Origin of the sequence: Fredinandcohnia onubensis, from assembly GCF_002734215.1 — a bacterium.
GTDB classification, from domain to species: Bacteria; Bacillota; Bacilli; order Bacillales; family Bacillaceae_L; genus Ferdinandcohnia; species Ferdinandcohnia onubensis.
This window is the reverse complement of the sequence record NZ_NSEB01000021.1, coordinates 18,056-42,837: the sequence shown is the minus strand read 5'-3', so window position 1 is coordinate 42,837 and position 24,782 is coordinate 18,056. Positions and strand designations below refer to the sequence as shown.

The 24,782-nt window shown below is 35.7% G+C and carries 19 protein-coding genes; 15 read left to right on the top strand and 4 right to left on the bottom strand.

All coding sequences use genetic code 11. The features are described 5' to 3' along the window. Positions 1 to 34: 34 nt before the first annotated feature. From larE to CKK03_RS20750, 5 genes are all read left to right on the top strand, one after another. Positions 35 to 835: an ATP-dependent sacrificial sulfur transferase LarE gene (gene larE, locus CKK03_RS20770; protein WP_099364414.1), complete on the top strand. Its 801-nt coding sequence runs from the start codon at positions 35 to 37 to the stop codon at positions 833 to 835. Positions 836 to 949: 114 nt separating this feature from the next. Further along, positions 950 to 2,422 (top strand): gluconokinase, encoded by a 1,473-nt coding sequence (locus CKK03_RS20765; RefSeq protein WP_099364413.1) that lies wholly within the window; start codon positions 950 to 952, stop codon positions 2,420 to 2,422. An 87-nt stretch (positions 2,423 to 2,509) separates the two neighbouring features. Then, entirely contained in the window at positions 2,510 to 3,265 is a 756-nt protein-coding gene (larB, locus tag CKK03_RS20760) for a nickel pincer cofactor biosynthesis protein LarB (RefSeq protein ID WP_099364412.1), read from the top strand. Next, complete coding sequence (gene larC, locus CKK03_RS20755; protein WP_099364411.1) at positions 3,266 to 4,279, top strand: nickel pincer cofactor biosynthesis protein LarC; 1,014 nt, start codon at positions 3,266 to 3,268, stop codon at positions 4,277 to 4,279. Positions 4,280 to 4,481: 202 nt separating this feature from the next. Continuing rightward, the gene (locus CKK03_RS20750) at positions 4,482 to 5,465 is read left to right on the top strand and encodes a ring-cleaving dioxygenase (protein WP_099364410.1); all 984 of its coding nucleotides are present in this window, start codon (positions 4,482 to 4,484) and stop codon (positions 5,463 to 5,465) included. Positions 5,466 to 5,742: 277 nt separating this feature from the next. On the opposite strand, the gene CKK03_RS20745 is transcribed toward CKK03_RS20750, so the two are convergent. Then, a complete protein-coding gene (locus CKK03_RS20745; protein ID WP_099364409.1) occupies positions 5,743 to 6,927 on the bottom strand; it encodes a glycosyl hydrolase family 28-related protein in 1,185 nt (394 codons plus the stop codon). 586 nt (positions 6,928 to 7,513) lie between these two features. On the opposite strand from CKK03_RS20745, the gene CKK03_RS20740 reads away from it, so the two are divergent. Continuing rightward, positions 7,514 to 8,635, top strand: a complete 1,122-nt coding sequence (locus CKK03_RS20740; protein ID WP_099364408.1) for an acyltransferase — start codon at positions 7,514 to 7,516, stop codon at positions 8,633 to 8,635. A gap of 380 nt (positions 8,636 to 9,015) precedes the next feature. Here CKK03_RS20740 and CKK03_RS20730 read toward each other — a convergent pair whose 3' ends face one another. Genes CKK03_RS20730 through CKK03_RS20720 form a run of 3 tightly spaced genes read right to left on the bottom strand, consistent with a single transcriptional unit; the run spans position 9,016 to position 13,241 of the window. Further along, positions 9,016 to 10,182 (bottom strand): MGDG synthase family glycosyltransferase, encoded by a 1,167-nt coding sequence (locus tag CKK03_RS20730; protein ID WP_180271341.1) that lies wholly within the window; start codon positions 10,180 to 10,182, stop codon positions 9,016 to 9,018. Between the two features lie 27 nt (positions 10,183 to 10,209). Next, on the bottom strand, positions 10,210 to 12,537 hold the full coding sequence (locus CKK03_RS20725; RefSeq protein WP_180271340.1) for an ABC transporter permease: 2,328 nt from the start codon (positions 12,535 to 12,537) through the stop codon (positions 10,210 to 10,212). Further along, complete coding sequence (locus CKK03_RS20720) at positions 12,537 to 13,241, bottom strand: ABC transporter ATP-binding protein (RefSeq protein ID WP_099364404.1); 705 nt, start codon at positions 13,239 to 13,241, stop codon at positions 12,537 to 12,539. The genes CKK03_RS20725 and CKK03_RS20720 overlap by 1 nt, the downstream gene beginning before the upstream one ends. Positions 13,242 to 13,894: 653 nt before the next feature. On the opposite strand from CKK03_RS20720, the gene CKK03_RS20710 reads away from it, so the two are divergent. The 9 genes from CKK03_RS20710 (at position 13,895) to CKK03_RS20665 (ending at position 24,763) form a co-directional block, all read left to right on the top strand. Further along, a complete protein-coding gene (locus CKK03_RS20710; protein ID WP_099364402.1) occupies positions 13,895 to 15,229 on the top strand; it encodes a glycosyltransferase family 2 protein in 1,335 nt (444 codons plus the stop codon). 163 nt (positions 15,230 to 15,392) lie between these two features. After that, positions 15,393 to 16,292 (top strand): UTP--glucose-1-phosphate uridylyltransferase GalU, encoded by a 900-nt coding sequence (gene galU / locus CKK03_RS20705; RefSeq protein WP_099364401.1) that lies wholly within the window; start codon positions 15,393 to 15,395, stop codon positions 16,290 to 16,292. Between the two features lie 102 nt (positions 16,293 to 16,394). Further along, the gene (locus CKK03_RS20700; protein WP_099364400.1) at positions 16,395 to 17,741 is read left to right on the top strand and encodes a UDP-glucose dehydrogenase family protein; all 1,347 of its coding nucleotides are present in this window, start codon (positions 16,395 to 16,397) and stop codon (positions 17,739 to 17,741) included. Between the two features lie 53 nt (positions 17,742 to 17,794). Beyond that, entirely contained in the window at positions 17,795 to 18,583 is a 789-nt protein-coding gene (locus CKK03_RS20695) for a YusW family protein (RefSeq protein WP_180271339.1), read from the top strand. Between the two features lie 408 nt (positions 18,584 to 18,991). Then, positions 18,992 to 19,375: a hypothetical protein gene (locus CKK03_RS20690; protein WP_099364398.1), complete on the top strand. Its 384-nt coding sequence runs from the start codon at positions 18,992 to 18,994 to the stop codon at positions 19,373 to 19,375. Beyond that, on the top strand, positions 19,365 to 19,898 hold the full coding sequence (locus tag CKK03_RS23860; protein WP_180271338.1) for a hypothetical protein: 534 nt from the start codon (positions 19,365 to 19,367) through the stop codon (positions 19,896 to 19,898). The genes CKK03_RS20690 and CKK03_RS23860 overlap by 11 nt, the downstream gene beginning before the upstream one ends. A 293-nt stretch (positions 19,899 to 20,191) precedes the next feature. After that, positions 20,192 to 21,205: a glycoside hydrolase family 15 protein gene (locus CKK03_RS20675; protein WP_099364395.1), complete on the top strand. Its 1,014-nt coding sequence runs from the start codon at positions 20,192 to 20,194 to the stop codon at positions 21,203 to 21,205. Positions 21,206 to 21,668: 463 nt separating this feature from the next. After that, complete coding sequence (gene glgB / locus CKK03_RS20670) at positions 21,669 to 23,612, top strand: 1,4-alpha-glucan branching protein GlgB (protein WP_099364394.1); 1,944 nt, start codon at positions 21,669 to 21,671, stop codon at positions 23,610 to 23,612. Continuing rightward, the gene (locus CKK03_RS20665; protein WP_099364393.1) at positions 23,609 to 24,763 is read left to right on the top strand and encodes a glucose-1-phosphate adenylyltransferase; all 1,155 of its coding nucleotides are present in this window, start codon (positions 23,609 to 23,611) and stop codon (positions 24,761 to 24,763) included. The genes glgB and CKK03_RS20665 overlap by 4 nt, the downstream gene beginning before the upstream one ends. Positions 24,764 to 24,782 lie beyond the last annotated feature (19 nt).

Below are 24,782 nucleotides of genomic sequence, written 5' to 3'. Positions count from 1 at the left end.
TAATTTACAACCGGGAGAGAAGGGGGAGAAGACAATGATCGATGAAAAGTATCAAAAGCTTGTGTCAATTCTCCGAGAGATGGAATCTGTTGTCGTTGCATTTTCCGGTGGTGTTGACAGTACCTTTTTACTTAAGGCTGCTGTCGACACACTTGGGAAAGAAAATGTGTTGGCGGTAACTGCTGATTCAGAAACATATCCTTCAACTGAGCTTAAGGAAGCTCAAGTTCTAGCAAAACATATAGGTGCCAACCATCGAGTGATTGAAACATCAGAGCTTGCCATTCCAGGCTACACAGAAAATGACAAAAATCGTTGTTATTTCTGTAAGAGCAGTCTATTTGATCATCTGATTCCTGTTATGGAACGTGAAGGCTATCACAATGTTGTATATGGAGTCATTTCAGATGACATGAATGAATTTCGACCTGGAATGAAAGCGGCAAAGGAAAAAGGCATTCGTGGACCATTACAAGAGGCAAATCTTTTTAAAGACGAAATTAGGGAATTATCCCGTGATCTCGATTTACCTACTTGGAACAAACCATCCTTCGCATGTCTATCTTCTCGAATTGCTTACGGTGAAAAAATCACAATCGAAAAACTTACAAAGGTCGAAAGAGCAGAGGAATTCCTTAAAACTCTTGAAATCCGCCAAGTTCGTGTTCGCACACATCAAGATATTGCAAGGATTGAGGTTGAACCTAACGACATGAAAATTGTCTTAGAAAAACATGAAGCCATTACAAAAGAGCTAAATGCAATTGGCTATAAATATATTACACTTGATTTAGTAGGGTACAAGAGTGGAAGTATGAATAAAGTACTTTCTTAAGTAGAAAGAAAAGGCTTTGGGAATCTTTCCAAAGCTTTTTCTTTTGAAAGAATAATATGGTAACATTAAGTCGAAAACTAACGAAAATACGATTGAACGAAGGAAGATGTAGGGATGTCACATGAGTACGTTATTGGTCTCGATCTTGGGACAACCAGTGCAAAAGCAGTAATCTTTACCTTAGATGGTAGGGTAGTTGCAGAAGCAGAGGATCTAGTTACCTCTTACTACCCGAAGCAAGGATGGGTTGAGCAAGACCCTGATGAAATTGAGCGCTCTGCTGTAAAAGCAATTAATATGGCTATTCAGCAAGCGAATGTAAACAAAGATGAAATTATTAGCTTAGGTATTTCAGCCGCAATGCATTCCATCATTTGTATGGGTGATAATGGAGAGGCTCTTTCCCAAGCTTTGATTTGGGCTGACGGTAGAAGTACAAAACAAGCAAATGAACTTATGGAATCAGACGGCCTTGAAATTTTTTCAAGAACCGGTATGCCGATTCATCCAATGTCACCTTTAGCAAAACTCATTTGGATGAGGGAAAATGATTATATTCCCTATAACCAAGCAAGCTATTTCCTATCCATTAAAGAATATTTACTTCTAAAATGGTTTAATCAACGTGTTATTGATTATGCAATGGCATCAGCAACCGGAATGTTTAACGGAAACACATTCCAATGGGATGAAGAGGTTCTTGTCAAAGCGGATATTACAGAGAACATGCTTTCAAAAATCGTACCACCGACCTATCGATTAACCGAAATGAACCCAACAATTGCTGATGAAATGGGGATATCAAGTGAGATGCCATTTATCATCGGAGCAGCTGATGGTCAGTTTGCAAATTTAGGAATTGGAGCAATATCTCCTGGTGAAGTTGCAGTAACAGTTGGTACAAGCGGAGCCATTCGTCAATTTACAAAAGGATTCCAATCCAATAAAAAGCACGAAACCTTCTGTTATGCTTTTTCGGAAGAATATTTTATTGTTGGTGGCCCTACAAACAATGGTGGAATCGCCCTTCAATGGTTAAAAGAACTTCTAAATTATCAGGAAAGCTTTGATCATTTTACAGCAGAGGCTGCCAAGGTAGGACCGGGTGCCGATGGTTTGTTTTTCCATCCTTATATAAATGGGGAACGCGCTCCTTTATGGAACCAGCAAGCACGTGGAAATTTCTTCGGAATGTCTGTTACGCATAAAACCGAGCACTTTGTACGTGCTGTTCTAGAAGGAATCACATTTAATCTATATCAAATTGGTCAGGCATTAGAAAAACAAGCCGGAGAGACCGAAAAACTATACGTTAACGGCGGAATGGCACGTTCTTCATTATGGCTTCAAATGCTAGCTGATGTATTTGGTAAAGAGGTTTATGTTCCAGAAAGCCATCATAGCGCAGCATGGGGTGCAGCTTGGACAGCACTAGTTGGCATTGGTAAAGCTAACTCATTTGAAGATATCAAAAACAATATTCCAATGGGTGATCCTGTCGTACCAAATATGGAGAACCATGAAAAATACAAAAATGTATACGCAAAATATGTAGCAATTGAAAAAGATATTATTAAACATTTCTAAATGAAAGCGTCAGATTGATACTGGCGCTTTGGGATATACATAGATTCTAAAATCGATCGACAAATCGATTAAGGTGTGTGAAACAACATGGTAGAAGAAATTTTAAAGCAAGTGAAACAAGGTACTTTAAGTATTGATGATGCGAAGCAACAGCTTGCAACATATGAGAATTTAGGTTTTGCAAAAATCGATCATCATCGAAAAAACAGGCAGGGCTTCCCTGAAATTGTTTTTGGTGAGGGCAAGACAAAAGAACAAATTCAAACCATTGTCAATGTGATTAAGGGACGTGGAGACAATGTCCTTGTAACAAGAATTTCACAGGACAAGGCGGACTTTATTTTACAATCAAATCCTGAGTTTGTTTACAATGAAACAGCACAAATTCTATATTGGACGGACACTACGCAAGATCACAAGCAAAGAGACGGCTATGTTGCTATTGTTTGTGCTGGGACATCAGATCTAAGAGTTGCTGAAGAGGCTGCTATTACCGCTGAAGTATTAGGTAGTACTGTTCGACGTTTTTACGATGTGGGGGTAGCTGGCATCCATCGCTTATTCGATAACATTGATGAAATTAGAAATGCAAATGTTTCCGTGGTTGTCGCTGGAATGGAAGGCGCATTGCCAAGTGTAGTTGGAGGGCTCGTATCCCATCCAATTATTGCTGTCCCAACTAGCATTGGATATGGGGCTAATTTTCAAGGGCTGTCAGCTTTGCTAACGATGCTAAATTCTTGTGCATCAGGAATCAGTGTTGTGAACATCGACAACGGTTTCGGCGGTGCCTACAGCGCAGTATTAATTGACCAACTTGCTCAGAAGGAGAACGTAAAGTAGATGAAAACACTATATTTAGACTGTTTTTCTGGGATTAGTGGGGATATGGTAATTGGTGCATTACTAGATGCAGGAGCGGACCCACAAATACTAGTTCAGGAATTAAAGAAACTTCAATTTGAAGATGAATACGAATTAGAATGGAAAAAGATCGTGAAAAACGGAATCACTTCAACTAAATTTGATGTCATCTTAAAAAACGATGGCAGTAATCACACGCATGATCATCATCACGACCATGAACATACTCATGACCATCATCATGAACATGATCACAGTCATGATCACAGCCACGACCATCATCATGAACACGATCATAGTCATGGGCACAGCCACGACCACCATCATAAACACGATCACAGTCATGATCACAGCCACGACGACCATCATCATGAACACGATCATAGTCATGGGCACAGCCACGACCATCATCATGAACACGATCACAGTCATGGGCACAGCCACAGCCATGACCATGATCACAGCCATGGTCATCATCACCATTCACATCGTTCCTATAAGGATATTGTGAAGATGATAGATGAGTCTGAACTTGCACCGGAAGTAAAGGAAACATCACTGAAAATATTCAGAAAAATCGGCGAAGCGGAAGGGCTTATTCATGGACTTTCTTTGGATAAAGTCCATTTTCATGAAGTAGGCGCTGTTGATTCCATTATCGATATAGTAGGGGCCGCAATCTTATTGCACCAACTTGAAATAACAACTATTAAATCATCATCCGTACCAGTGGGAACAGGTAAAATCCATATTGATCATGGTATCTACCCAGTCCCTGCACCAGCCACACTTGAAATTCTAAAAGGAGTTCCAATTGAACAAAGTGATATTCGTTTTGAACTCACAACTCCTACAGGGGCAGGAATCGTTTCCGTCCTTACTGAAGAATTTTGCAGCTTTCCTTCAATGAAGGTAACATCGATTGGCTACGGAGCTGGTACAAAAACTTTTAAAGATCGCCCTAATGTTCTCCGCGTTATTATTGGAGAATAATGTGACCTAAAGTCCCCACAAAATGGTGGGGACTTTTCTGTCTTACAAAGGAATTGGCAATGCTTTTATTGACACATATTAAAATACGTTATATAATTATCTCGAATTTAAGATATTTTAAGTTAAGAGATTATTTTCATTATATTAGTTTACTACTCATTGGAGAAACTAGTATCAAGACAGACTAATGGGGGCATATAGAATGAACACTTTAAAAGGAATACACCACGTCACTGCAATTACAAGTAGTGCGGAGAAAAACTATGAATTCTTCACTTATGTATTAGGAATGAGATTAGTCAAAAAAACAGTAAACCAAGATGATATTCAGACATATCACTTATTTTTTGCAGACGATACAGGCAGCCCAGGAACAGATATGACCTTTTTCGATTTTCCAGGGATTCCAAAAGGGGTTCATGGTACAAATGAAATCTCAAAAACTTCTTTCCGTGTTCCAACAGACGCTGCAATTGACTATTGGGAAAAACGTTTTAATCGTTTAAATATTAAACATTTTGGTATAAAAGAACAATTCGGAGTGAAAACCATATCCTTCGTTGACTTTGATGATCAACAATATCAATTGGTTTCGGATGAAAACAATAAAGGTGTACCTGCAGGAACTCCATGGCAAAAAGGACCTATTCCTTTAGAATATGCAATTACTGGTTTGGGACCGTTATTTGTACGAACTGCACATTTTGATTTCTTTAAGGAAATGCTTGAAAAAGTATTACAATTTAAAGAAATTGCTCAAGAAGGCTCGTTCCACTTATTTGAGGTAGGGGAAGGTGGAAATGGGGCACAAGTTGTCGTTGAACATAACACAATTCTTCCAGCAGGACAACAAGGTTTTGGAACAGTCCACCATGCTGCTTTTCGTGTTGAGGATAAGTCAGTACTTGAAGCATGGGATAAACATCTTCGCGGCTTCGGATTCCAAACTTCAGGCTTTGTTGATCGCTTCTTCTTCGGCTCTCTTTATTCTAGAGTAGCTCCTGGAATACTATTTGAGTTTGCGACAGATGGCCCAGGGTTTATGGGGGATGAACCTTATGAAACACTCGGAGAAAAGCTATCATTACCTCCATTTCTCGAGTCAAAGCGTGAAGCTATTGAAAGCTATGTCCGACCTATTGATACTGTTAGAAGTACTAAAGAAATTGTTAAAGAATATGAATAAAAAATAGTTATAGCCAGATCCTCTTTATGAGAATCTGGCTATTTTTTAAGTTTACGAAATTATAAGATAGGACATTATGGATAACTTAATACGGAATGTCCACGTCCAGCGCCTAGCCCCTCGATGGCATATATCCTGCTGCAATAATAGTCAAAGATTGAATATTTTTTGCCACAGAACATTCGTTTGTCGGTGCTGACCAATGGGCTTGCGCTTTCTTATGACTTACTAATAAAGGGATTATAAACGGAAAATGGGTATGTGAAATACCTTTTAATTAATATTCTAAAACATTTACATGCTCATTATTCCAAACGTTTAAATTTGTAATTTGACTATTCGTAAATATTCCATATTCACCATTAACAAAGGTATTATCTAAAATTGTGAAGTCTTTTAAGATTTTATTAGATTCGTTTGAAGTAATCGCGACAATTGATGAGTCCTGATAGTCTCCATTAATGCCGTTTTCAAGATGATTTCCGATGATTTTAATATGACTTGCATTTGCAACATCAATGATTCTTCCGAAATTTCCTATACCACTTATGGTATTATCTTCAATTGTCGTGTGATTGGCATAAACGGAAATTGCTGCCCACATGTCGTAGGCTCTTGTTGTTGAATAGGTCGTATAGAAGTTATTTTTATTAAAATTATTATATATTTGGTTTCCTTTAATGAGTGCACCGGGTGATTGTATTTTTATCGCTCTTTTATAATTATAATAAAATGAATTGTTTAGTATTTGTACATTTACTGGCTCTTCAAAACCTTGTACAACAATTCCGTCTCCATCATCTTTTGGTCCAATTTTGGAAAAGGTGGAGTTACTGACTTTTATGTTTTTACTTGCTGTTTGCTCCTCATGAGTAGGGCTGATTAAAATTCCTCTAGCAATTAAATGTCCCCATCCTTTTACAGGGTTTTTTGCCATCACATTTTGGATTTTGCTATGATTAATGATGATATTTTTTGTTCCACCTTCGATTCTGATGGCACTAACCGTCAAACGCGATAACTCAGGATCTTCCGGCTGCGTAAAATTCTTGATATTGCTATTGGTAATCGCAATCTCATTTGAACCTTCTGCAATGGTAATTCCTCTTAGCGCTGTGTGATTTCCGTCAATTGTCAAATTGCGAATGCTAATATCATTACCATCTACTTGGAAAACCGTTAACAAGTCGGAGGATGCTTTAATGCTGGCTTGATTTCCAAAAATTTCTGTATCATCACTTATATGTAATTCTTTTGAAATTTTATACTCTCCACTAGGAAAATAAATTTTATAGTTTGCTCCATTTTGTAAAGCCTTTTGAATGGCATCTGTATCATCCGAAATACCATCTCCTGCCGCACCATATTCCTTAATATTGATTATATGTTCATTAGTTGATAACATCGGTATAAAAATTGATACGATTAGAATTAAAACGTAAACTGAAATTCTCTTTCCCACTATGAAACTCCTTTTTAATAATTCCTTAAATATCAAGGCTCTGGTAAACTCATCTGTTGATTTCCGATCCTATCAACAGAAGGCCAAAATCAAAAATGAACTTTAACATAGCACTATCCAAAAACGCTTTACGCTGTTGGAATCCTTTTCTAACACTCTAAAAATAGAATCATAATACGTATTCTCTCCATGTTTAGCAGGATTTAATCAGAACAGTTAGCGATTCCGATATTTTAGGTATATTTCCTCACTTCATCATTCACTATTTTTCAAACCTAGGTCAAAAAAATGAAGAAGGAAAATTACTATCTAAGTATTCTGATTCAATTTAAGCTATATCGTGATAAATTAAGAGTAAGATGGCAAAGAGTCTATGACTTTAACATCAATTTTTCTGATTGGGTAAAACTTAGGGAAAAAAACCTACCCATGGAATCAAGCGGTACAGCGTTTACATTGGAGTTTTTTGTATATTTTGTCCACTTTTAATATTCAGGACTATTGAATCCTTTTCATAAAAAGCCAACAAATACCTTCATGATTGAATTAAAATGAGGTTGAATTTTGAGATAAAGGAGGAAATTGAATGTCTAATGAAACAACAAGTGATTCAAGCCAACAAAATAAAAAATATCTCTTTGAGATTCATTTTTTACGAGCATTTGCTTGTTTAGCCGTTGTTGGTGTCCATGTTTCTGCTACAAACTACGGAATGAATGAAGATACATGGAATTGGTTTACTTATTTTCTTAATCAATATGGTCGGTTCGGTACTCCAATTTTCGTTGTTATTAGTGGTTTTCTTCTTTTCTATCAGGTAAAAAGAAGAGGTTTTCGGTTAGGTCATTTCCTTTCATCTCGTGTAACGAAGATTGTACTCCCTTTTCTTATCTGGAGCTTAGCCTATCGATATCTTCTTTATTATTACGATAATCAAGAGCTAGGTTCTATTAAAGGAGAAATTGGAAAGATTTTAATGGGTGATTCCTTTTATCATCTTTATTTTGTTTTGATCGTTATTCAATTTTATTTTATCTTTCCATTTTTACAGAAGTTATTTCGCACCCAAACTATGATATTAGTATTTTTATTTCTTTCTTTTTTAGTAAGTTATAAGCTCTATGGATTTAATCCGGATGTAGAGGGGGGAATCGGTAATTTTCTAGCAAGCAAATCCTTTATGCCAGTATGGATTTTTTACTTTGCTTTTGGGGGCTTACTAGCTTACTTTTGGAATGAAATTCTTGCCTATGCAACGAAACGTCCCTGGAAAATGCTTACGCTAATCTTGATTATCTCAGCAGGTGCAGTCGTTGAGTATACACTAAATGGGTATGTATCAAATAGAAGATTAACAAATTTAGCTAATATTCCATTACTAAGTATCGCTATTATTGGGATTTATCCCTTTTTAGCCAGATGGAATGTGATCAAAAAGATGCTAACAATAATTGGCCAATACTCAATGGGAATTTACCTGATTCACCCGCTAATTTTGTATCTATTTGCCAGACATTTACCAGAACAATATTGGAGTGTAAATTACGTTCCAATTATGTTTTTAGCTGTTTTAATCATTGCAGTGGTTTTTATTAAAATGTTTCAATACATTCCGTTTAGCAGCTTTGTGATACCTGTACCGAAAATTAAAAAGACTCAAGATTTACAAACGAAAACATGTGGTGTTCAAGATGAAAAACTTGCCTAAACAAAAGAAATAGGTACCCCAAAGGGTACCTATTTCTTTTGTTTATATTTAGATTCCAGCGAAACCATCCTAAAGTTGTAAAAATTTATAAAAACTTGTTGGAAAGTTGAAATGAGTATCCGATATATTAGTAAGAAACAGTCGAGTGGAATAAATTTATTTTATCACATTTTAAAGAGGTTTATTAAAATGTGTTTAAAAAAGTCTTTTTTAATATATAATGAAATATTGTTTCGACTAATACAAAATAAGAAAGCAGGAAATAAATTGGCTCAATTTCTACAAATTTTTTATTCAATCTTTACTTGGATACATATTGCTGTTTTAGCAATAGGATGTGTCTTTATTTACTATCATATTTTTAATAAGGGTAAAAAATCTTAAAGCCCGCAATAGATTCGAGAAAAGATTTGATCAAGGTATTGAACCCGCTTATTTGAGGTTTGGCTTGTCACCTTTTCTACGATATAACTTGCTACTTCTTCACAGCTGTACATCTCCAACTCGCTTAGGAAGAGGTTAATGGCCTTATTTATATTTATAATAGCAGTAGGATTTTTTAAGAATGTAACTACTTGTTCCTCTACTGACTTATTCCTATTCAGTTTTTGAACCAATCCTTTTTGTTCTAAATAATTCATATTAATTTCTTCTTGTCCTGGAAGTACGGAATGGATAAAGATTGGAATTCTTTTTTTTATGCCCTCACTAATGGTCACACCCCCTGGTTTTGTGATAAGGGCATCAGCCCAGTTGTATAAATGATTCATTTGTTCCGAACATGTAATATAGGGTAGGGGTTTAATTGAATTTATATTTAATGAAACAATTTCATTAAATAATTTCGCATTAGAGCCGCAAAGGACACGATATTCAACAAATGAGCTATTCACGGGTTGTTTAAGAAAGGAGATCTGATTTCCTAAACCTAAACTTCCCCCGGAAACAAGAATGTGAGTTTTCTTTTTGTTCGCCTGCCTAACTTGTCTTTTAGAAACTAAATCATTAGTAACAATTCCAGTAATGATGATGTTTTCTTTTGGGACTGATGCTTTGATTAATTCATTCTTAATTTCCTTAGAAGGGACACAATGCATATCTACATGATTAATCCCCCATAAATCATTAATGAAAAAATCTGTATACACATTGATCATTGGTGTTTTACAAACACCATATTCTTTGAGTTTGTTTACAAGAAACGATGGGAAGCTATGTGTACATATAATTAAATCCGGCTGTTTTTCCCCAAGCAACTGTTCCATTTTTTCTAAAAATAATGTTTCATATATAGATCGAAGAATGACAGATTTTTTGAAAAAGAAATGTTTATAGAATTTGCTGTATATTATAGGTTTATTATTTATCCATTTTAAGTACATGTTGGAAATGGACTTTTCAAATAACGGATTCAAATAGGTGAGAAAATCTAATTTTTCACATTGAATATAAGAATTCTTTTTTTTAAAAGAATCGATTAGAGCGTCAGCAGCTCTGTGATGTCCGGATTCCATTGTAAAGAGCGGCAAGACGAGTATTTTTTTCATTTCCATCCTCCATAAAGTATAGTGAACCTACATTAATTCCCTAAGAGGTTGTTTTCCTGTTTTTCGTGAAATAAAAAAGCTGGAAATCATGCAGGAAAATAAACTTATACCTAACCAAAGTAAGCATTCATACCATGTTATTCCTGAAGGGAGTGAAGAATTTAAAAGTATATTCCCAATTTTTTCGCTTAAAAAAGCATATAGTGGGGAGGAGAGGACAACGGAAATGATCCAGCTTAGAATTGCGATTAGAATAGCCTCTCCTAGAACCAACTGATAAACCTTCGCTTGAGTCCCCCCAATTGAGCGAATTATACCAAATTCCTTTTTTCTTTCAAGAACATTTATACTCATTGCCGTCATCATATTCAACATACCGACAGTAGAAAAGAGAATACCTACAAATAAAAGGGTAAAAATTATTATCCTAATCATTTCCTTGAATCGAGAATGTATGTTTTTGACGTTATCAGAAGCTTCAACCGTCACTTGATTCGCATTCAACCAGTGTTCGACCGTTTTCTGCACATTAGGTAGGTGGTCATTTTTTTCCTTTTTTATGAGAAGTCTGTTAATATTTTGATTCTTCAGCCATTGATGATAGTCTGTGTCATTTATATAAATGGATGGTCCTGTTAGGTGACTATCCATAATTCCAATGACCTTCAATTGTTTCTTATCTTTTCCTATCCGAATGGTTACGATATCACCAGGTTTGATGTCTCTAAATTTATGTTTTAAATCCGAACTAATCACAATTGAATTTGGTACTCGGTGATCAAGCCATTGTCCATCTTGAATACTAGGATGGATAAATTCTGTTACAGATGGGACTGAATGTAACAAAGCATTTTGTTCGTTCGTCGAATCTGAAATGACCGCATTTCTTATTGTCCATGCTTCAGCCTGTTCAACACCATTAAGCTCTTTGATGGATTCAACTAAATCCTCTTTCGAAAAGGAAGTTCGTATACTCCATTCTGATTCATAGTCCAGAATTTGATTCAACTCAGCAACTGTCATTTGTAAGGAGTTATTTAGGCCTAAACAGGCAATGATGATCGCACCGCCAAAGGATAACATTAGAATATTAGTTATTAATTGGACCTTTTTCGTCATCGCATTACGAAGCGATAGAACATAAAAATTAAAATATCTTTTCGAACCCTTTCTTTTTTCTTTTACATAAGATTTGTGAATATTGAATAGTCCCTGAATAACAGGGATTTTAAGTACCCTATTAACCGGAAAAACAGCTGCAAGGATCGGCACAATAAACGAAAGAATTAGAATAGCCGAAAATACGATTGGAGAAATTGTAAATTCCGCTTTTCCTATATTTAGTTCCTTCAAAATAAAGTCCGAAAAATAATAGGAGATCACTACACTTAATGGAGCAGACAACAAAAACACAATGGAACCAAAAAGGAAAAGTGTGACCATATATTGTTTCCAAAAATGTAGCGGTGTGGCTCCTAATACCTTTTGAATACTTAGATCAAAAATTTGTTCAGTAACCATCCGATAAAAAAGATGAATGATCAGTAAAAAACTTAGAAAGAATGAAAAAATCCCCAAAACAATTAATATTAGCAGGATTGTATTGACAACAGTTTTACGTAAAAATAGTGTTTCTTCCGATAACACAGTTCGATAAACAGTAATATTTTTAGCATCTAATGCAGTTTTTGCTTTTTGAATCACTTTCTTTTTTCCTGTTCCTGAAAGGGAGGAATCAAAGGTTAGATGAATGATATTTTTAGAGGTTGTTAATCCTAATTGACCTAACACCTCATTTGGTAAATAACCATAACCTAATCCACTAAATTTAGTTGGAATCCGATATAAATCCTCTACACCCCCATTAATCGTAAATTGTTTCGGTTTTTTTCCCGGAATAGAAATGGTGACCTTATCACCGATTGATTGATTAAAATATTCCAAGGTTGACTTCTCAAGAAAAAGTTCTCGGTTTGATGATTTTAATTGACTAGCTAAAGGCTTAATCTTGTTAATCCGAAACAATGAATCAGTCGAAAAACCCAACAACTCGAAATTTTTAAATTCATTATTGATTTCGACCCTTACTCTTATTTGTGTCTTTGCTTCTACATCCTTTATTCCTTTTTCTTTTGTCAAATACGAGATATCTTCTTCAAATGGTGACGTATAAAAAGTTAGGTCTGCCATATTTGTATGTTGTAAATTTTGGTAAAGTGACTGTTGAAAGATATGGTTTGTATTCAGCAAAGTTCCAATTGTAGATAAACAGATTGCTATTGAAAACAAAATAATGAAAGTTCTCATTTTCTGCCTAGCTAAATCTCTCCAGGCTTTTTTCAAATAGATAGGCATCATCGAATCTTCAATTCCTCTTTCAGATCTAATGTAACATTGCTTATCACTTCACCATCTTTTACTCGTAATGTTCTGTTGACTTGGTTTGCAAGATCCAGATCATGTGTCACCATTACAATTGTTTTCCCATCTTTAACAAGCTGTTTAAATAGCGAGAATATGAGGTTTGCATTTTCACTATCTAAATTTCCAGTTGGTTCATCAGCGAGAATAAGCGGTGGGTTATTAGCTAATGCTCTTGCAATCGCAACACGCTGCTTCTCACCTCCAGAGGCGTATTCAGGAAATAGATTCCTTTTATCAGCTAAACCTACTGAATCGAGTAAATCCATTGCTCGTTTCTCTTTTTGCTTTTTTTTAAATGGAAAAGCAAATTCCATAGGAAGAATAATATTTTCAAGCAAGGTAAGCGTCGGAATTAGATGAAATGATTGAAAGACAAACCCGATATTTTTTGATCTCCATTTGGTCATCTGACGATTTGAAAGACTCGAAATTTCTGTACCATTAATTATTACAGTTCCGTACGAAGGAGAATCAACACCACTCATGATATTAAGAAGGGTTGATTTTCCGCTCCCTGATTTACCAATAATTCCAATAAATTCTTGTTCTTGTATTGAAAAAGTAACATGATTTAATGCATATTGGGGGTTATTTCCGTTCAAAAAGATTTTCGTTACATTTTTCAGGTTAATCATGCTCTGACTCCTTTCCAAACTGAAAGAATAATTTCTAAATAATGTTTACTAATCTAATTAAATACTATGCCTTATTTAACTTCAAACGTAGGTAGTAGTGATTCAAATTGTTCATAGGAAAAAAAGGGGAGGGTGTCTGGGAATTCCGAATGAAAATTTCCGTTTTCAACCAATTTTTTCATTTGAATTTGAAATAGTTTTTGTGAAATAATTCCCATCATTTTGTAAAAAAAAGGTTCTAAATTTAGAAATTGATTCATTTTTCTAGGAAACAATTATTATTTTTTTAAAAAAATTTAGTCAAAAAGCTTTTTTTCTCATAATTTGTTTTTTTCTAAAATTTGGGCTTTTCTTTTTGTTAATTTTTCGTAATTTTTTTTACAATTGTTCAATTATAACTCACACCGTAATTGAAAGGCTTTCGAACAAGTTCGAAAATCCCTAATAATAAAGAAAGATTACAAATTTTTCAAAAAGTAAAATTTGTAATAATACCGCTTACATCCTTGTGATAATAGTGTTTTTCATTCAATGAGAAGGACGATGGTGAATTTTGACACAGGAAAAACGACACATTGAAAAAAGGAAGTCTTATTCATAACCTAATGAGGTAATAACAAAAACAAAATAATGAGAATTGTGAGGAGAAAAAGATGGCAAAAGCAGGAGATGCTGTTCAATCACGATCATCAAACAAACAAAGCATTGAAACAAGGAAAAAGTTATCGAAAAAGGAAAAAACTTTTGTAATCACATTATTTATGATAACTGTATTATGCCTTTTCTTTGTGAACTGGACAGCTACAAACGCATTGAATTTAACGATTGGAGTTTATGGGTCTGTTATGATTTCTTACCTACTGGGGAAAATGCTTCTTTCGTTTAAATACGCAGAAGTCACAATGGAACCTCCAGATTTAAAAGTATCCGTTGTGATCCCCTCTTATAATGAAGCCCCTGAAGCTGTATTAGGAACAGTCGAAAGCATCTTAAAACAAGACTATCCGATTCATGAAATCTTCATCATTGATGATGGCAGTAAAGATATTTCAGCCTATGAAGCTGTTTTAAAACTTAGGGATAGTCTTGAATCATCGGTGTCGTTATCGGACCATATGCCAAGCTTGATTGTTCACCGTCTGCCGCAAAACAAAGGGAAACGTCACGCTCAAATTTGGGCCTTTGAGCGGGCAACAGGTGATATTTATGTTACGGTTGATTCCGACTGTACAGTGTTCCCTGATGCTATTCGCGAATTATTAAAGCCTTTAAATGATCCAGAAGTAACTGCTACGACAGGTCATGTAAATATTCGGAATCGGACAGATAATATTCTTACCCGCTTAATTGATATGCGCTATGATAATGCATTCCGTGTTGAGCGTGCTGCTCACTCTGTTACAAATAATGTACTGGTATGTAGTGGTCCATTAAGTGCATATCGTAGGGAAGTTGTCATGAAAAACCTAGAACATTATGGCAATCAAATCTTTCTTGGTCAACAAGTACAATTAGGTGATGACCGTTGTTTAACAAACTATGCAATCCGTGAAGGAAAGACATTATATCAATCTACCGCCCGTTGTATTACTGACGCTCCTACTAAATTAAGAACTTTAATAAAACAGCAATCGCGCTGGAACAAATCATTTTTTAGAGAAAGCTTAATTGCCTTAAAAATTGGTTTGAAAAAGCCGAACGTCTTTATATGGGTCATGCTAGAAATGTTTCTATGGATTGCTTTTGGGGTTTCTTTAGTTATGGCAATTTATATTGCTTCTTCTACGATGGCTTGGATAATTTTTATCTATTACCTTGCCTATGTTATTATTTCTGCTTATGCCCGAAATGTCTTTTATGCATATAAAAGACCATTGACATTTTTAATGGCACCATTATATGGGTTGTTATTCTTAATCTTATTATGTCCTCTTCGCTTTTGGGCATTGCTTACTTTACGTTCAACTTCTTGGGGAACAAGAGGGTAATCGTTTAGTGATAAGAAAGGGTATAAATTCTGAGGCCTGTTTTCTCAAGGGTCCAGACCTTCCGAGGTTAAAGAACCTACCAAAATAAGAGTCATTAAAGGCTGTGCGAGCCAGTTACGCTTTTCTATTTTCTATAAATCTTTTGTGATTGGGGATGTATTGATTGAAAGTTCGTAAAGCGATTATACCAGCCGCTGGTTTAGGCACAAGATTTCTTCCTGCAACAAAAGCACAACCAAAGGAAATGCTTCCAATTGTGGATAAGCCAACCATTCAATACATTGTTGAAGAAGCAATTCAATCTGGTATTGAAGATATTCTTATAATTAGCGGACGTGGTAAGCGTGCAATAGAGGATCACTTTGATAAATCATATGAGTTAGAAGAAACCTTATTCAAAAAAGAAAAGTATGAGAAGCTACAAGAAATCCAAGAAATCTCAAATCTAGCAAACATTCATTATATCCGTCAAAAAGAGCCTCGTGGCTTAGGGCACGCCATATATTGTGCAAATCGGTTTATTGGAAACGAACCATTTGCCGTACTTCTCGGGGATGACATTGTAAAATCCGATGTTCCTTGCCTAAAACAACTTATTGATGTTTTTGAGCAGAATCTGACTTCTGTTCTTGGCGTCCAGGAAGTAGAGCCTCACGAAGTTACTAAGTATGGAATTATTAAGCCGGTTAAAAGTAATAAGCTTAAAAACGATGTGATGTTTCTTGCTTCGGTTGTTGAAAAACCAGCCATTAAAGATGCGCCATCCAATTATGCCATGATGGGGCGTTACATCCTTACACCAGAAATTTTTGAGATTTTGGCAACATTACCGCCAGGATCAGGAAATGAAATTCAATTAACGGATGCGATTAAATTATTGAACAGCACACAAACTGTTTTAGCCTATAATTTCAAAGGTAAACGCTATGATGTTGGAGATAAAACTGGCTTCGTAAAAGCAACAATAGACTTTGCATTAGAAAGATCAGATATAAGTGAAAATATCGAAGCCTACTTGAAAAATCTAGTAATTGATATGGGTCATTCTATTTCTAAAAAATAGCTGATGAGACTAGTACACGATTATTTGTTGGTTTAAAATCTCCTAGCTGCGTTTTCTTCTAGTCTTAAACATTATATGAGCTTTTCAAAAGGAGGCGTTTTAATGAAAATTGCAATTATCGGAACCGGTTATGTTGGGTTGGTAACAGGTGTATGTTTGTCCGAAATTGGCCATGATGTTACTTGCCTCGATATTAACAACCAAAAAATAGAATTGCTAAAGCAAGGATTCTCTCCTATTTATGAACCAGGTTTAGATGAGTTAATAGCTAAGAACCTAAAAAAGGGAACTCTTCAATTTGTTTCAAATTATGTTATTGGTTTAAAAGATGCTGAGGTAATCTACATTGCTGTTGGTACGCCTCAAGCGGAAGATGGGGCTGCCGATCTTTCATTTATTTTCCGAGCTGCAAGAGACATCGGTCAAAATATAACACGTGATGTTATTGTAGTGACAAAAAGTACGGTTCCGCTTGGTACGAATTATAAAATAAAAGAATTGATTATGGCTAATTTACAAGGTAACTATCGTATAGAAGTTGTTTCAAATCCAGAATTTTTACGAGAAGGATCGGCTGTTTATGATACTTTCCATGGTGATCGTATTGTTATCGGAGCCCAAGACCCCGATGCGGCTAATGTAGTGGAAGAAATTAATAAGCCGTTTGGTCTTCCAATTATAAAAACCAGCATTAGCAGTGCTGAAATGATTAAATATGCAGCTAATGCGTTTCTAGCAACAAAAATTTCTTTTATAAATGAAATTGCTAATCTCTCTGAAAAAGTTGGTGCCGATATTATAGAGGTTGCAAAAGGGATTGGGATGGATGCACGTATCGGTTCAAAATTCCTTAATGCTGGAATAGGTTTCGGTGGATCTTGCTTCCCTAAAGATACAAAGGCATTGATTAAAATTTCAGAAGACGTTAATCAAGATTTTTCCTTACTAAAATCAGTTGTTCAAATCAATGAAAAACAAAAAACAATACTAGTAAAAAAGGCAAAGGAACGCTTTGGTTCACTTAAAGGAAAACATATTGCCCTTATTGGTCTTGCCTTTAAGCCGAACACGGATGATATGAGAGAGGCTGCATCTATCAGTGTTTCTAAAATTCTAGTAGATGAAGGGGCTGAATTGGTTGCCTATGATCCAATTGCAAATGAAAACGCTAAGGAAATTCTGCCAGAAAGCGTTAAATATGTAGATCATATTGAAGATGCCATTAAAATGGCGGATATCATTTTTCTATTAACGGATTGGAAAGAGATTGTAGAAAAAACCTTAATCTTTTCAAGTCTTTTTATGGAAAATCCGATCATCTTTGATGGTCGTAACTGTTATACCGCAGATGAGGCCAGAAAATACAAGGTTGAATACGTATCGATTGGAAGAGAGCCTGTAAAACCTGATGGGGGAACGAACAACTCATCACTTATTTCAACTATTTAATGATCGTTTTTGATGCAACAAAGCATACAAAAAAATCGAAAGGATGTTTTAAAATGAAAAAATTAACAACTGCTCTATTAGTATCTGCTTTAGCTTTTAGTGTAACTGGTCACGCTTCGGCACAGGAAATGAAGGAACCTGCCCCCATCGTCCAAAATGTAGAAGTAAATAATATTTGGAAATCAATTGATCGTTTTCAAGCAAAGGTCTTTCTTAATGATGCTAAATATAAAGTTTCTTATGACCTTAATGATGGGATCGTAACAGTGAAAATTCAGAAGGAAACAGGTAATGAGGTAATTGAATTAACAGGACAAGAAGCAAATGACCGTGTCGTTGAATTTGTAAAAAATCTTGATTTATCACGGAACCTAAGTAAAGAAGAAGTAATGAATCGACTTTCGACTGCCTTAGGAATTGAGTTTTCGGATGTAGAAAAAACAGATGTAAAAGTAACTTTGACAAATAATGCAAAAGTTTCTTTCTCTTATAAGCAAGGAGAAAAAACTAACATTAAGAATCCGTTTGAGCTTCATAACTTAAAATTTCAACTTAGGACGAATGATGGTAGTTTCTACAATATTCATTTAAATAAGCAAGGCGATAAAGCTCATATTCAAAAACGGACAGAGAAAGGCGTGGAAGTATTAAAAGGAACAGAAGCTCGTGAAGAAATTTCCCGACTTGTGGAGGGGGTTATTCCAACAAATGACACATCTTGGAATGAATATTTAGCAACTGTTTCTGATGTACTGGGAATTGAAGTAACGAATATTTCAAAAGTAGATATCGATGCTAAATTTGCTAATAACACAAAAGTAGATTTTAAATTTCAAAGATAACTATTTATTAATGAAACGGGTTCCTATATGGAATCTGTTTTTTTGTTAATTTAGTTTTTAAAATTATGAATCGATTTAACTCGGCTGCTGATTTCCTCTACTGCCACTCAGCTCAGCGCAAGCAATTCTGCCCTTGTTGTCACGTATTGCGATGGGGTCAAACCCAATTTTAAAATGGGGCATCCTTTTAATTTAAAGACTAGTAATTAATGGTTTTTCATTAAATCAAACATTTTCCAATTCCCCATTGTACATAGGTCCAAAGGCGGGAAACCTTACTTCTCCCTCGTTAAAATCTTCCATTCCCACTGACTATGGAAGGATTTTATCGAAACTAATCGAAATTTGTCTTATTTCATTGTATAATTGACTGTTGTAAGACAAAAAGCTTTGAAAGGATGATGTCCAATGATGGAGTGGGCGTTAGTCATATTATTCGGTGTAGCAGCAGTGTTGCTCATTTTATCTTATGCACTTACGAAAAAGGCAAAAAAGGTAGAACAGCGTGAGCTTGAATTATATTCAATTAGTTTTATGGAGGAAATTAATAAGCTGCAGCAGCAAATAAGAAACCTCGAATTAGATAATGAAATTCTTAAAAATCAAGCAGGAATTGATACAACAGATATGGAACAACACGAATTACTTCGTGATGTACTCGATTTATATAAAAGAGGATATTCAGTATCAAGTATTGCAAACGAAAAGAACATAAGTGAAATCGAAGTACAAGGTATGCTGTCTCCTTTTACAAAACAAAAAGAAGGGAGAAAAGCAGCAAATGACCGCTAAAACATTAACTAGCTTCGCTTCTGGGCTTTTACTTGCTTCAGCGGTTTGTGCCATAGTATATTTTTCCGGACCACAACAAGCAACTAGTTCAGGCTCTGAGGAAAAACCAACTGTCGAGGAGTTAAAAAGCCAACTTGCTGCAGAAGGCTACGTTGTTCATACAGAAGATGAATGGAACAATGCCATTGCCGGAGCGAAAAACACAGAAAAAGTTGAAGAACAACCTAAGGAACAACCAAAAGAAGAAGTCAAAGAAGAAGTGAAAGAAGAAGTGAAAGAAGAAAAGAAAGAAGAGCCCGCTGAGCCGGTTGTCCATAAAACAGTGATTACTGTTTCCGAAGGTATGACTAGCTATGAGGTTGGAAAAGCACTTATTTCAGCTAAAATCATAAGCGGAGATGCCTGGGATTTTGCAAATCTTGTTGAGAAAAAAGGAGTTGCAAAATACCTAAAGCTTGGCTCACACGAAATAAACAGCAATATGACAACGGATGAGATTATTGCAACAATTTTTAACAAATAAATAGACCATCGTGAAAAGACCAAATCACTTAAATTTGATTTGGTCTTTTGCTGTTTTGTGAAACATTTTCTGTGAAACAAGAAAAATCGGGAATGACATGCACTAAAATGTAGGCGTTTCACACAAAAAGTAGACAATTGTTATCATTTTGGTTGTGCTTACATATTATAAAGTATAAATTAATATTAAGTATTAATTTATTTTTAGACCCTAAAATGTCTTTGATGAGTTTTATAAATATGATTTCTGTCAAGAATGAATGTATATTAAATAAGCTAATGGGGTGATACGAAATGTATACCAATAAAGCAATTCAGGTTCTTGACCGTATGCGATTATCAAATGGTGCTTATACAGCAAGCCTATCGAATGATTACAGCTATGTGTGGATTCGAGACATAGTATATACAGTTCTTCCGTTTATCAATGAACCATCAGAAAGATATGCAAAAGCCTATCATGCTTTATTAGATATGTTTAAGAGCTACGAGTGGAAAATTGATATCCATCGGAAAAAGAAACCGATTTATTTGTTTGAATATATCCATTCACGCTACTCAACTGACCTAAAAGAAATGCCAGTCGAATGGGGGCATGCCCAGAATGATGCGATTGGAGCCTTCCTATGGGGTGTTGGAGAAGGATACCGTCTAGGACAAAAAGTAATCAGAGATAAAAAGGATATAGAGATTATACAAAAGCTTGTTGATTATCTAGAATGCTTGCAATATTGGCAAGCAAAGGATAATGGCATGTGGGAAGAAAACATGGAAGTCCACGCCTCAAGCTTAGGTGCCTGTGTAGCTGGACTTAATGCCGTTAAAATTCTTGTTAACGTAAAAGAGGATCTTATTAAAAAAGGCGAGGAAGCTCTCCGTAATTTATTACCTCGAGAAAGCGAAACAAAAGATACCGATTTAGCGTTGCTTAGCCTTGTATTCCCATATCGTGTGGTTGACCGTGATACTGCCATTAAGATTGTTGAAACCGTTTCCTCAAAATTAGAGCGTAAGTATGGTGTCATTCGATACGAAAACGATCAGTATTATAATGAAGGCAAAGAAGCTGAATGGTGCTTTGGATTCCCATGGTTGGGACTTTGCTACCTTGAATTAGGTCAATTTCATAAGGCAAGTGAATATATAGCTAAAACAAAGAGAGTTGTGCCTGACAATTGGGAGGTTCCAGAGCTCTATGTAGGGGGAACGAATAGACCAAATGGAAATACTCCTTTAGCATGGTCAGTTGCGATGTCTTATATTTTCCTAACGAAAATTGAAGATATGGCCCAACAGAAAATCTCATAAAAAGCTGCGAAAGCAGCTTTTTTGTTTTCTTTGCAAGCCAAATTTTATGTACCCCATTTGAACTAATCGAAAAATACTATTCCAATATAACAAACAACCTCATGAACACTCCCAGATTTACATTATCTTGCAATATCAAATTTCTAGTATAAAAAGTAAAAAATCCCCATAAATCAACACTTCGTTGTAAACGGTTTCATACATAGCCCGTAAATTTATCTCCACATAAATAATATTTTCCTTTCAATTCTACCTAATCCGACAATAAAAAACATTATTCGCTAAAGGAATATTTAAGCCCTTAGACGAATTAATATAATAAAGTGAAAAAATAATACCAAAATTGGGTTTTTTCAGATTTATACTATGGTTTTATTATTTTTTATTAATTTTATACAAAATGACATAAGTTTTTGGTATTACACGCGTTCTCTATACATATATCAAAAGGAGGATATCAAAAGTGAAAACAATCGCTGAAAAAGAGGTTGAACTATTTCCAAGTGAATTCGATCTTTATTTATTTCACGAAGGAACTTTTTTAGAAGCCTATAACATGCTTGGCGCACACGTCATGTCCTATAAAGGAGAAGATGGAGTACGCTTTTCAGTATGGGCACCTCATGCAATATCTGTGTCAGTTGTTGGGGATTTCAACAACTGGGAGGGCAGTGAACATGCCCTTGAAATGATTCCGAATTCTGGAGTATGGATTGGATTTATTCCAGGATTACAAGAAGGTGACCTTTATAAGTACGAAATCACAACTGCAAATGGGGAAAAAAAGCTAAAAGCGGACCCTTTTGCATTCTCTTCTGAACTAAGACCAAACACCGCATCAGTAGTAACAAGGCTTGACCAGTACGAATGGAATGATAAAAAGTGGTTAAAAAATCGAGAAAAAGCAGATTCGTACAATAATCCAATGCTTATTTATGAACTACATACGGGTTCATGGAAAAAGAAAGAGGATGGCAGCTTTTATACATATCGGGAACTAGCCGACGATGTGATTGACTATGTTGTTGAAAATGGGTTTACACATATCGAATTAATGCCCATTATGGAGCATCCATTTGATTTGTCATGGGGCTACCAGATAACGGGTTTTTATTCGGTAACAAGTAGGCATGGTAGTCCTGGAGATTTTATGTATTTTGTGGATCAATGTCATCAAAAAGGCATTGGTGTTATACTCGATTGGGTTCCTGTACATTTCTGCCGTGATGAACATGGATTAGGCAAATTTGATGGGACTCCTCTTTATGAGTCATCTGATTCAAAACGAGCTGACCGACCATTATGGGGCACTTATAGCTTTGATTTTACAAAAATGGAGATTCATAGTTTCTTATTATCAAATCTTGCTTTTTGGATGGAGATGTACCATATTGATGGCTTTCGAATCGATGCCGTATCTTCATTAATTTTCCTTAACCACGACAACCCGCAACAAGAAAAGCTATTTAATCAATTTGGTGGCGAAGAAAATTTGGAGGCAATTGAATTTATTAAAAAAGCCAACGAAGCCATTTTTAAACGATATCCAGGCGTGCTAATGATTGCAGAGGAAGCCACCGATTATCCTCTTGTAACTGCACCAACTTCTGAAGGTGGATTAGGCTTTAATTATAAATGGAATATGGGCTGGGTGAATGACGTCCTTAAATACATGCGTCTGCATCCGTCTGATAGACGTTATCATCATAATTTATTAACTTTTTCCTTCTTCTATGCATTTTCAGAAAATTTTGTTTTACCTTTTTCACATGACGATGTTGTTCACGGGAAAAAATCCCTTTTAGATAAGATGCCAGGTGACTACTGGCAGAAGTTTGCTAATTTACGATTATTATATGGGTACTTAATGACCCATCCTGGAAAGAAACTTCTCTTCATGGGAGGAGAGTTCGGTCAATTCTCTGAGTGGAAGGAGCTTGAGGAACTAGATTGGATGCTTCTAAACTATGATTCTCATACTAAGATTCAGACCTATTTTAAAGAGCTTCAGCATTTTTATCGCATGAATTCTAGCCTTTGGAGACTAGATCATGTTCAAGAAGGGTTTGAATGGATTGACCCAGATAATAATGACCAATCTGTGATTACCTTCATGAGACATGGGAAACGCAAGGGTGATTATTCAATCATCGTTTGCAACTTCTCTACAGAGGTCTATGAAAATTATCGTATTGGCGTCCCATCAACTGGGAGTTATATAGAATTATTTAATAGTGATTCAGTGGAATTTGGAGGCTCTGGTCAGATTAATGCAGAAACTTTATCAGTTGATAAGACGCCAGCTCATAATCAACCATACAGCATGACAATTAAAGTTCCACCTTTAGCAATTAGTATCTTTAGAAAAGAGACAAAAAAGAGAAAAAGAGGTGTCGTCAAAAAATGAGGTCAAAGAAGTGGATTGCAGTTGTATTAGCAGGTGGTCAAGGGTCAAGATTGGGGGAATTAACAACGACTCTTGCCAAACCCGCTGTTCCGTTTGGTGGGAAATACCGAATTATAGATTTTCCTTTAAGTAATTGTACTCATTCAGGTATTGATACAGTTGGTGTCATTACCCAATACCGTCCACATGTACTCAATAATTATGTAAGTAATGGACGTCCTTGGGATTTAGACCGGAACAATGGGGGAGTAACCGTCCTTCCGCCCTACCTTGGAAAACACGGCGGAGATTGGTACAAAGGAACTGCTAACGCAGTCTACCAAAATATCCATTATATCGAGCAATACGATCCAGAATATGTACTCATTTTATCTGGCGATCATATCTACAAGATGGACTATAGTAAGATGCTTCGCTTTCACCTTGAAAAAGATGCTACTGCTACAATTGCGGTTATCGAAGTCCCGTGGGCAGAAGCGAGTCGTTTTGGAATTATGAATACAAACGCTGAAAAGAAAATTGTTGAATTTGATGAAAAACCAGCCAATCCAAAGAGCAATCTTGCTTCAATGGGAATTTACTTATTCAAATGGAAACTTTTAAAACAGTATTTAAAAGAAGATGAAGGAAATATTCATTCTTCTAATGATTTTGGGAAGGACATTATCCCTAAGTTACTTGCTGACAATAATCAGTTATATGCCTACCAGTTTGATAGCTACTGGAAGGATGTTGGGACAATCGAAAGCCTTTGGGAAGCACATATGGACTTGTTAGATGATGCTCCGGGCTTTGATCTACATGATCCAAGCTGGCCATTCTTTACGGGGATCGCGACTCATCCTCCTCAATATATATCAGCAGCCGCAGACATTTCTCAGTCTTTGATTAATGAGGGATGTATCGTCCAAGGAACAATTGACCACTCGGTGCTCTCCTACAACGTACAGGTTGGAGAGAATTCAGTTATTAAAGACTCTGTGATCATGCCGAATGTTCAAATTGGCAAAAATGTGACGATACACAAAGCAATAATCGCAAGTGATTTATGTATTCCGGATGGAGCTCATATTGGGTCTGATGCCCCGGACGCTGCCATTACATTAATTGGAGATGAAAATACTGTAAGACCCTTAACCGTTAGTAATTAAATATCACATGAGGAGCGAT

Excerpts from the sequence above, each read along its gene's own strand:
- CKK03_RS20665 (WP_099364393.1), top strand. The coding sequence starts at position 23,609 with ATGAGGTCAAAGAAGTGGATTGCAGTTGTATTAGCAGGTGGTCAAGGG.
- larB (WP_099364412.1), top strand. The coding sequence starts at position 2,510 with ATGGTAGAAGAAATTTTAAAGCAAGTGAAACAAGGTACTTTAAGTATT.
- CKK03_RS20750 (WP_099364410.1), top strand. The coding sequence starts at position 4,482 with ATGAACACTTTAAAAGGAATACACCACGTCACTGCAATTACAAGTAGT.
- CKK03_RS20690 (WP_099364398.1), top strand. The coding sequence starts at position 18,992 with ATGATGGAGTGGGCGTTAGTCATATTATTCGGTGTAGCAGCAGTGTTG.
- CKK03_RS20675 (WP_099364395.1), top strand. The coding sequence starts at position 20,192 with ATGTATACCAATAAAGCAATTCAGGTTCTTGACCGTATGCGATTATCA.
- CKK03_RS20710 (WP_099364402.1), top strand. The coding sequence starts at position 13,895 with ATGGCAAAAGCAGGAGATGCTGTTCAATCACGATCATCAAACAAACAA.
- CKK03_RS20695 (WP_180271339.1), top strand. The coding sequence starts at position 17,795 with ATGAAAAAATTAACAACTGCTCTATTAGTATCTGCTTTAGCTTTTAGT.
- larE (WP_099364414.1), top strand. The coding sequence starts at position 35 with ATGATCGATGAAAAGTATCAAAAGCTTGTGTCAATTCTCCGAGAGATG.
- larC (WP_099364411.1), top strand. The coding sequence starts at position 3,266 with ATGAAAACACTATATTTAGACTGTTTTTCTGGGATTAGTGGGGATATG.
- CKK03_RS20725 (WP_180271340.1), bottom strand. The coding sequence starts at position 12,537 with ATGCCTATCTATTTGAAAAAAGCCTGGAGAGATTTAGCTAGGCAGAAA.
- CKK03_RS20765 (WP_099364413.1), top strand. The coding sequence starts at position 950 with ATGTCACATGAGTACGTTATTGGTCTCGATCTTGGGACAACCAGTGCA.
- CKK03_RS20730 (WP_180271341.1), bottom strand. The coding sequence starts at position 10,182 with ATGAAAAAAATACTCGTCTTGCCGCTCTTTACAATGGAATCCGGACAT.
- CKK03_RS20700 (WP_099364400.1), top strand. The coding sequence starts at position 16,395 with ATGAAAATTGCAATTATCGGAACCGGTTATGTTGGGTTGGTAACAGGT.
- CKK03_RS20740 (WP_099364408.1), top strand. The coding sequence starts at position 7,514 with ATGTCTAATGAAACAACAAGTGATTCAAGCCAACAAAATAAAAAATAT.
- CKK03_RS23860 (WP_180271338.1), top strand. The coding sequence starts at position 19,365 with ATGACCGCTAAAACATTAACTAGCTTCGCTTCTGGGCTTTTACTTGCT.
- CKK03_RS20720 (WP_099364404.1), bottom strand. The coding sequence starts at position 13,241 with ATGATTAACCTGAAAAATGTAACGAAAATCTTTTTGAACGGAAATAAC.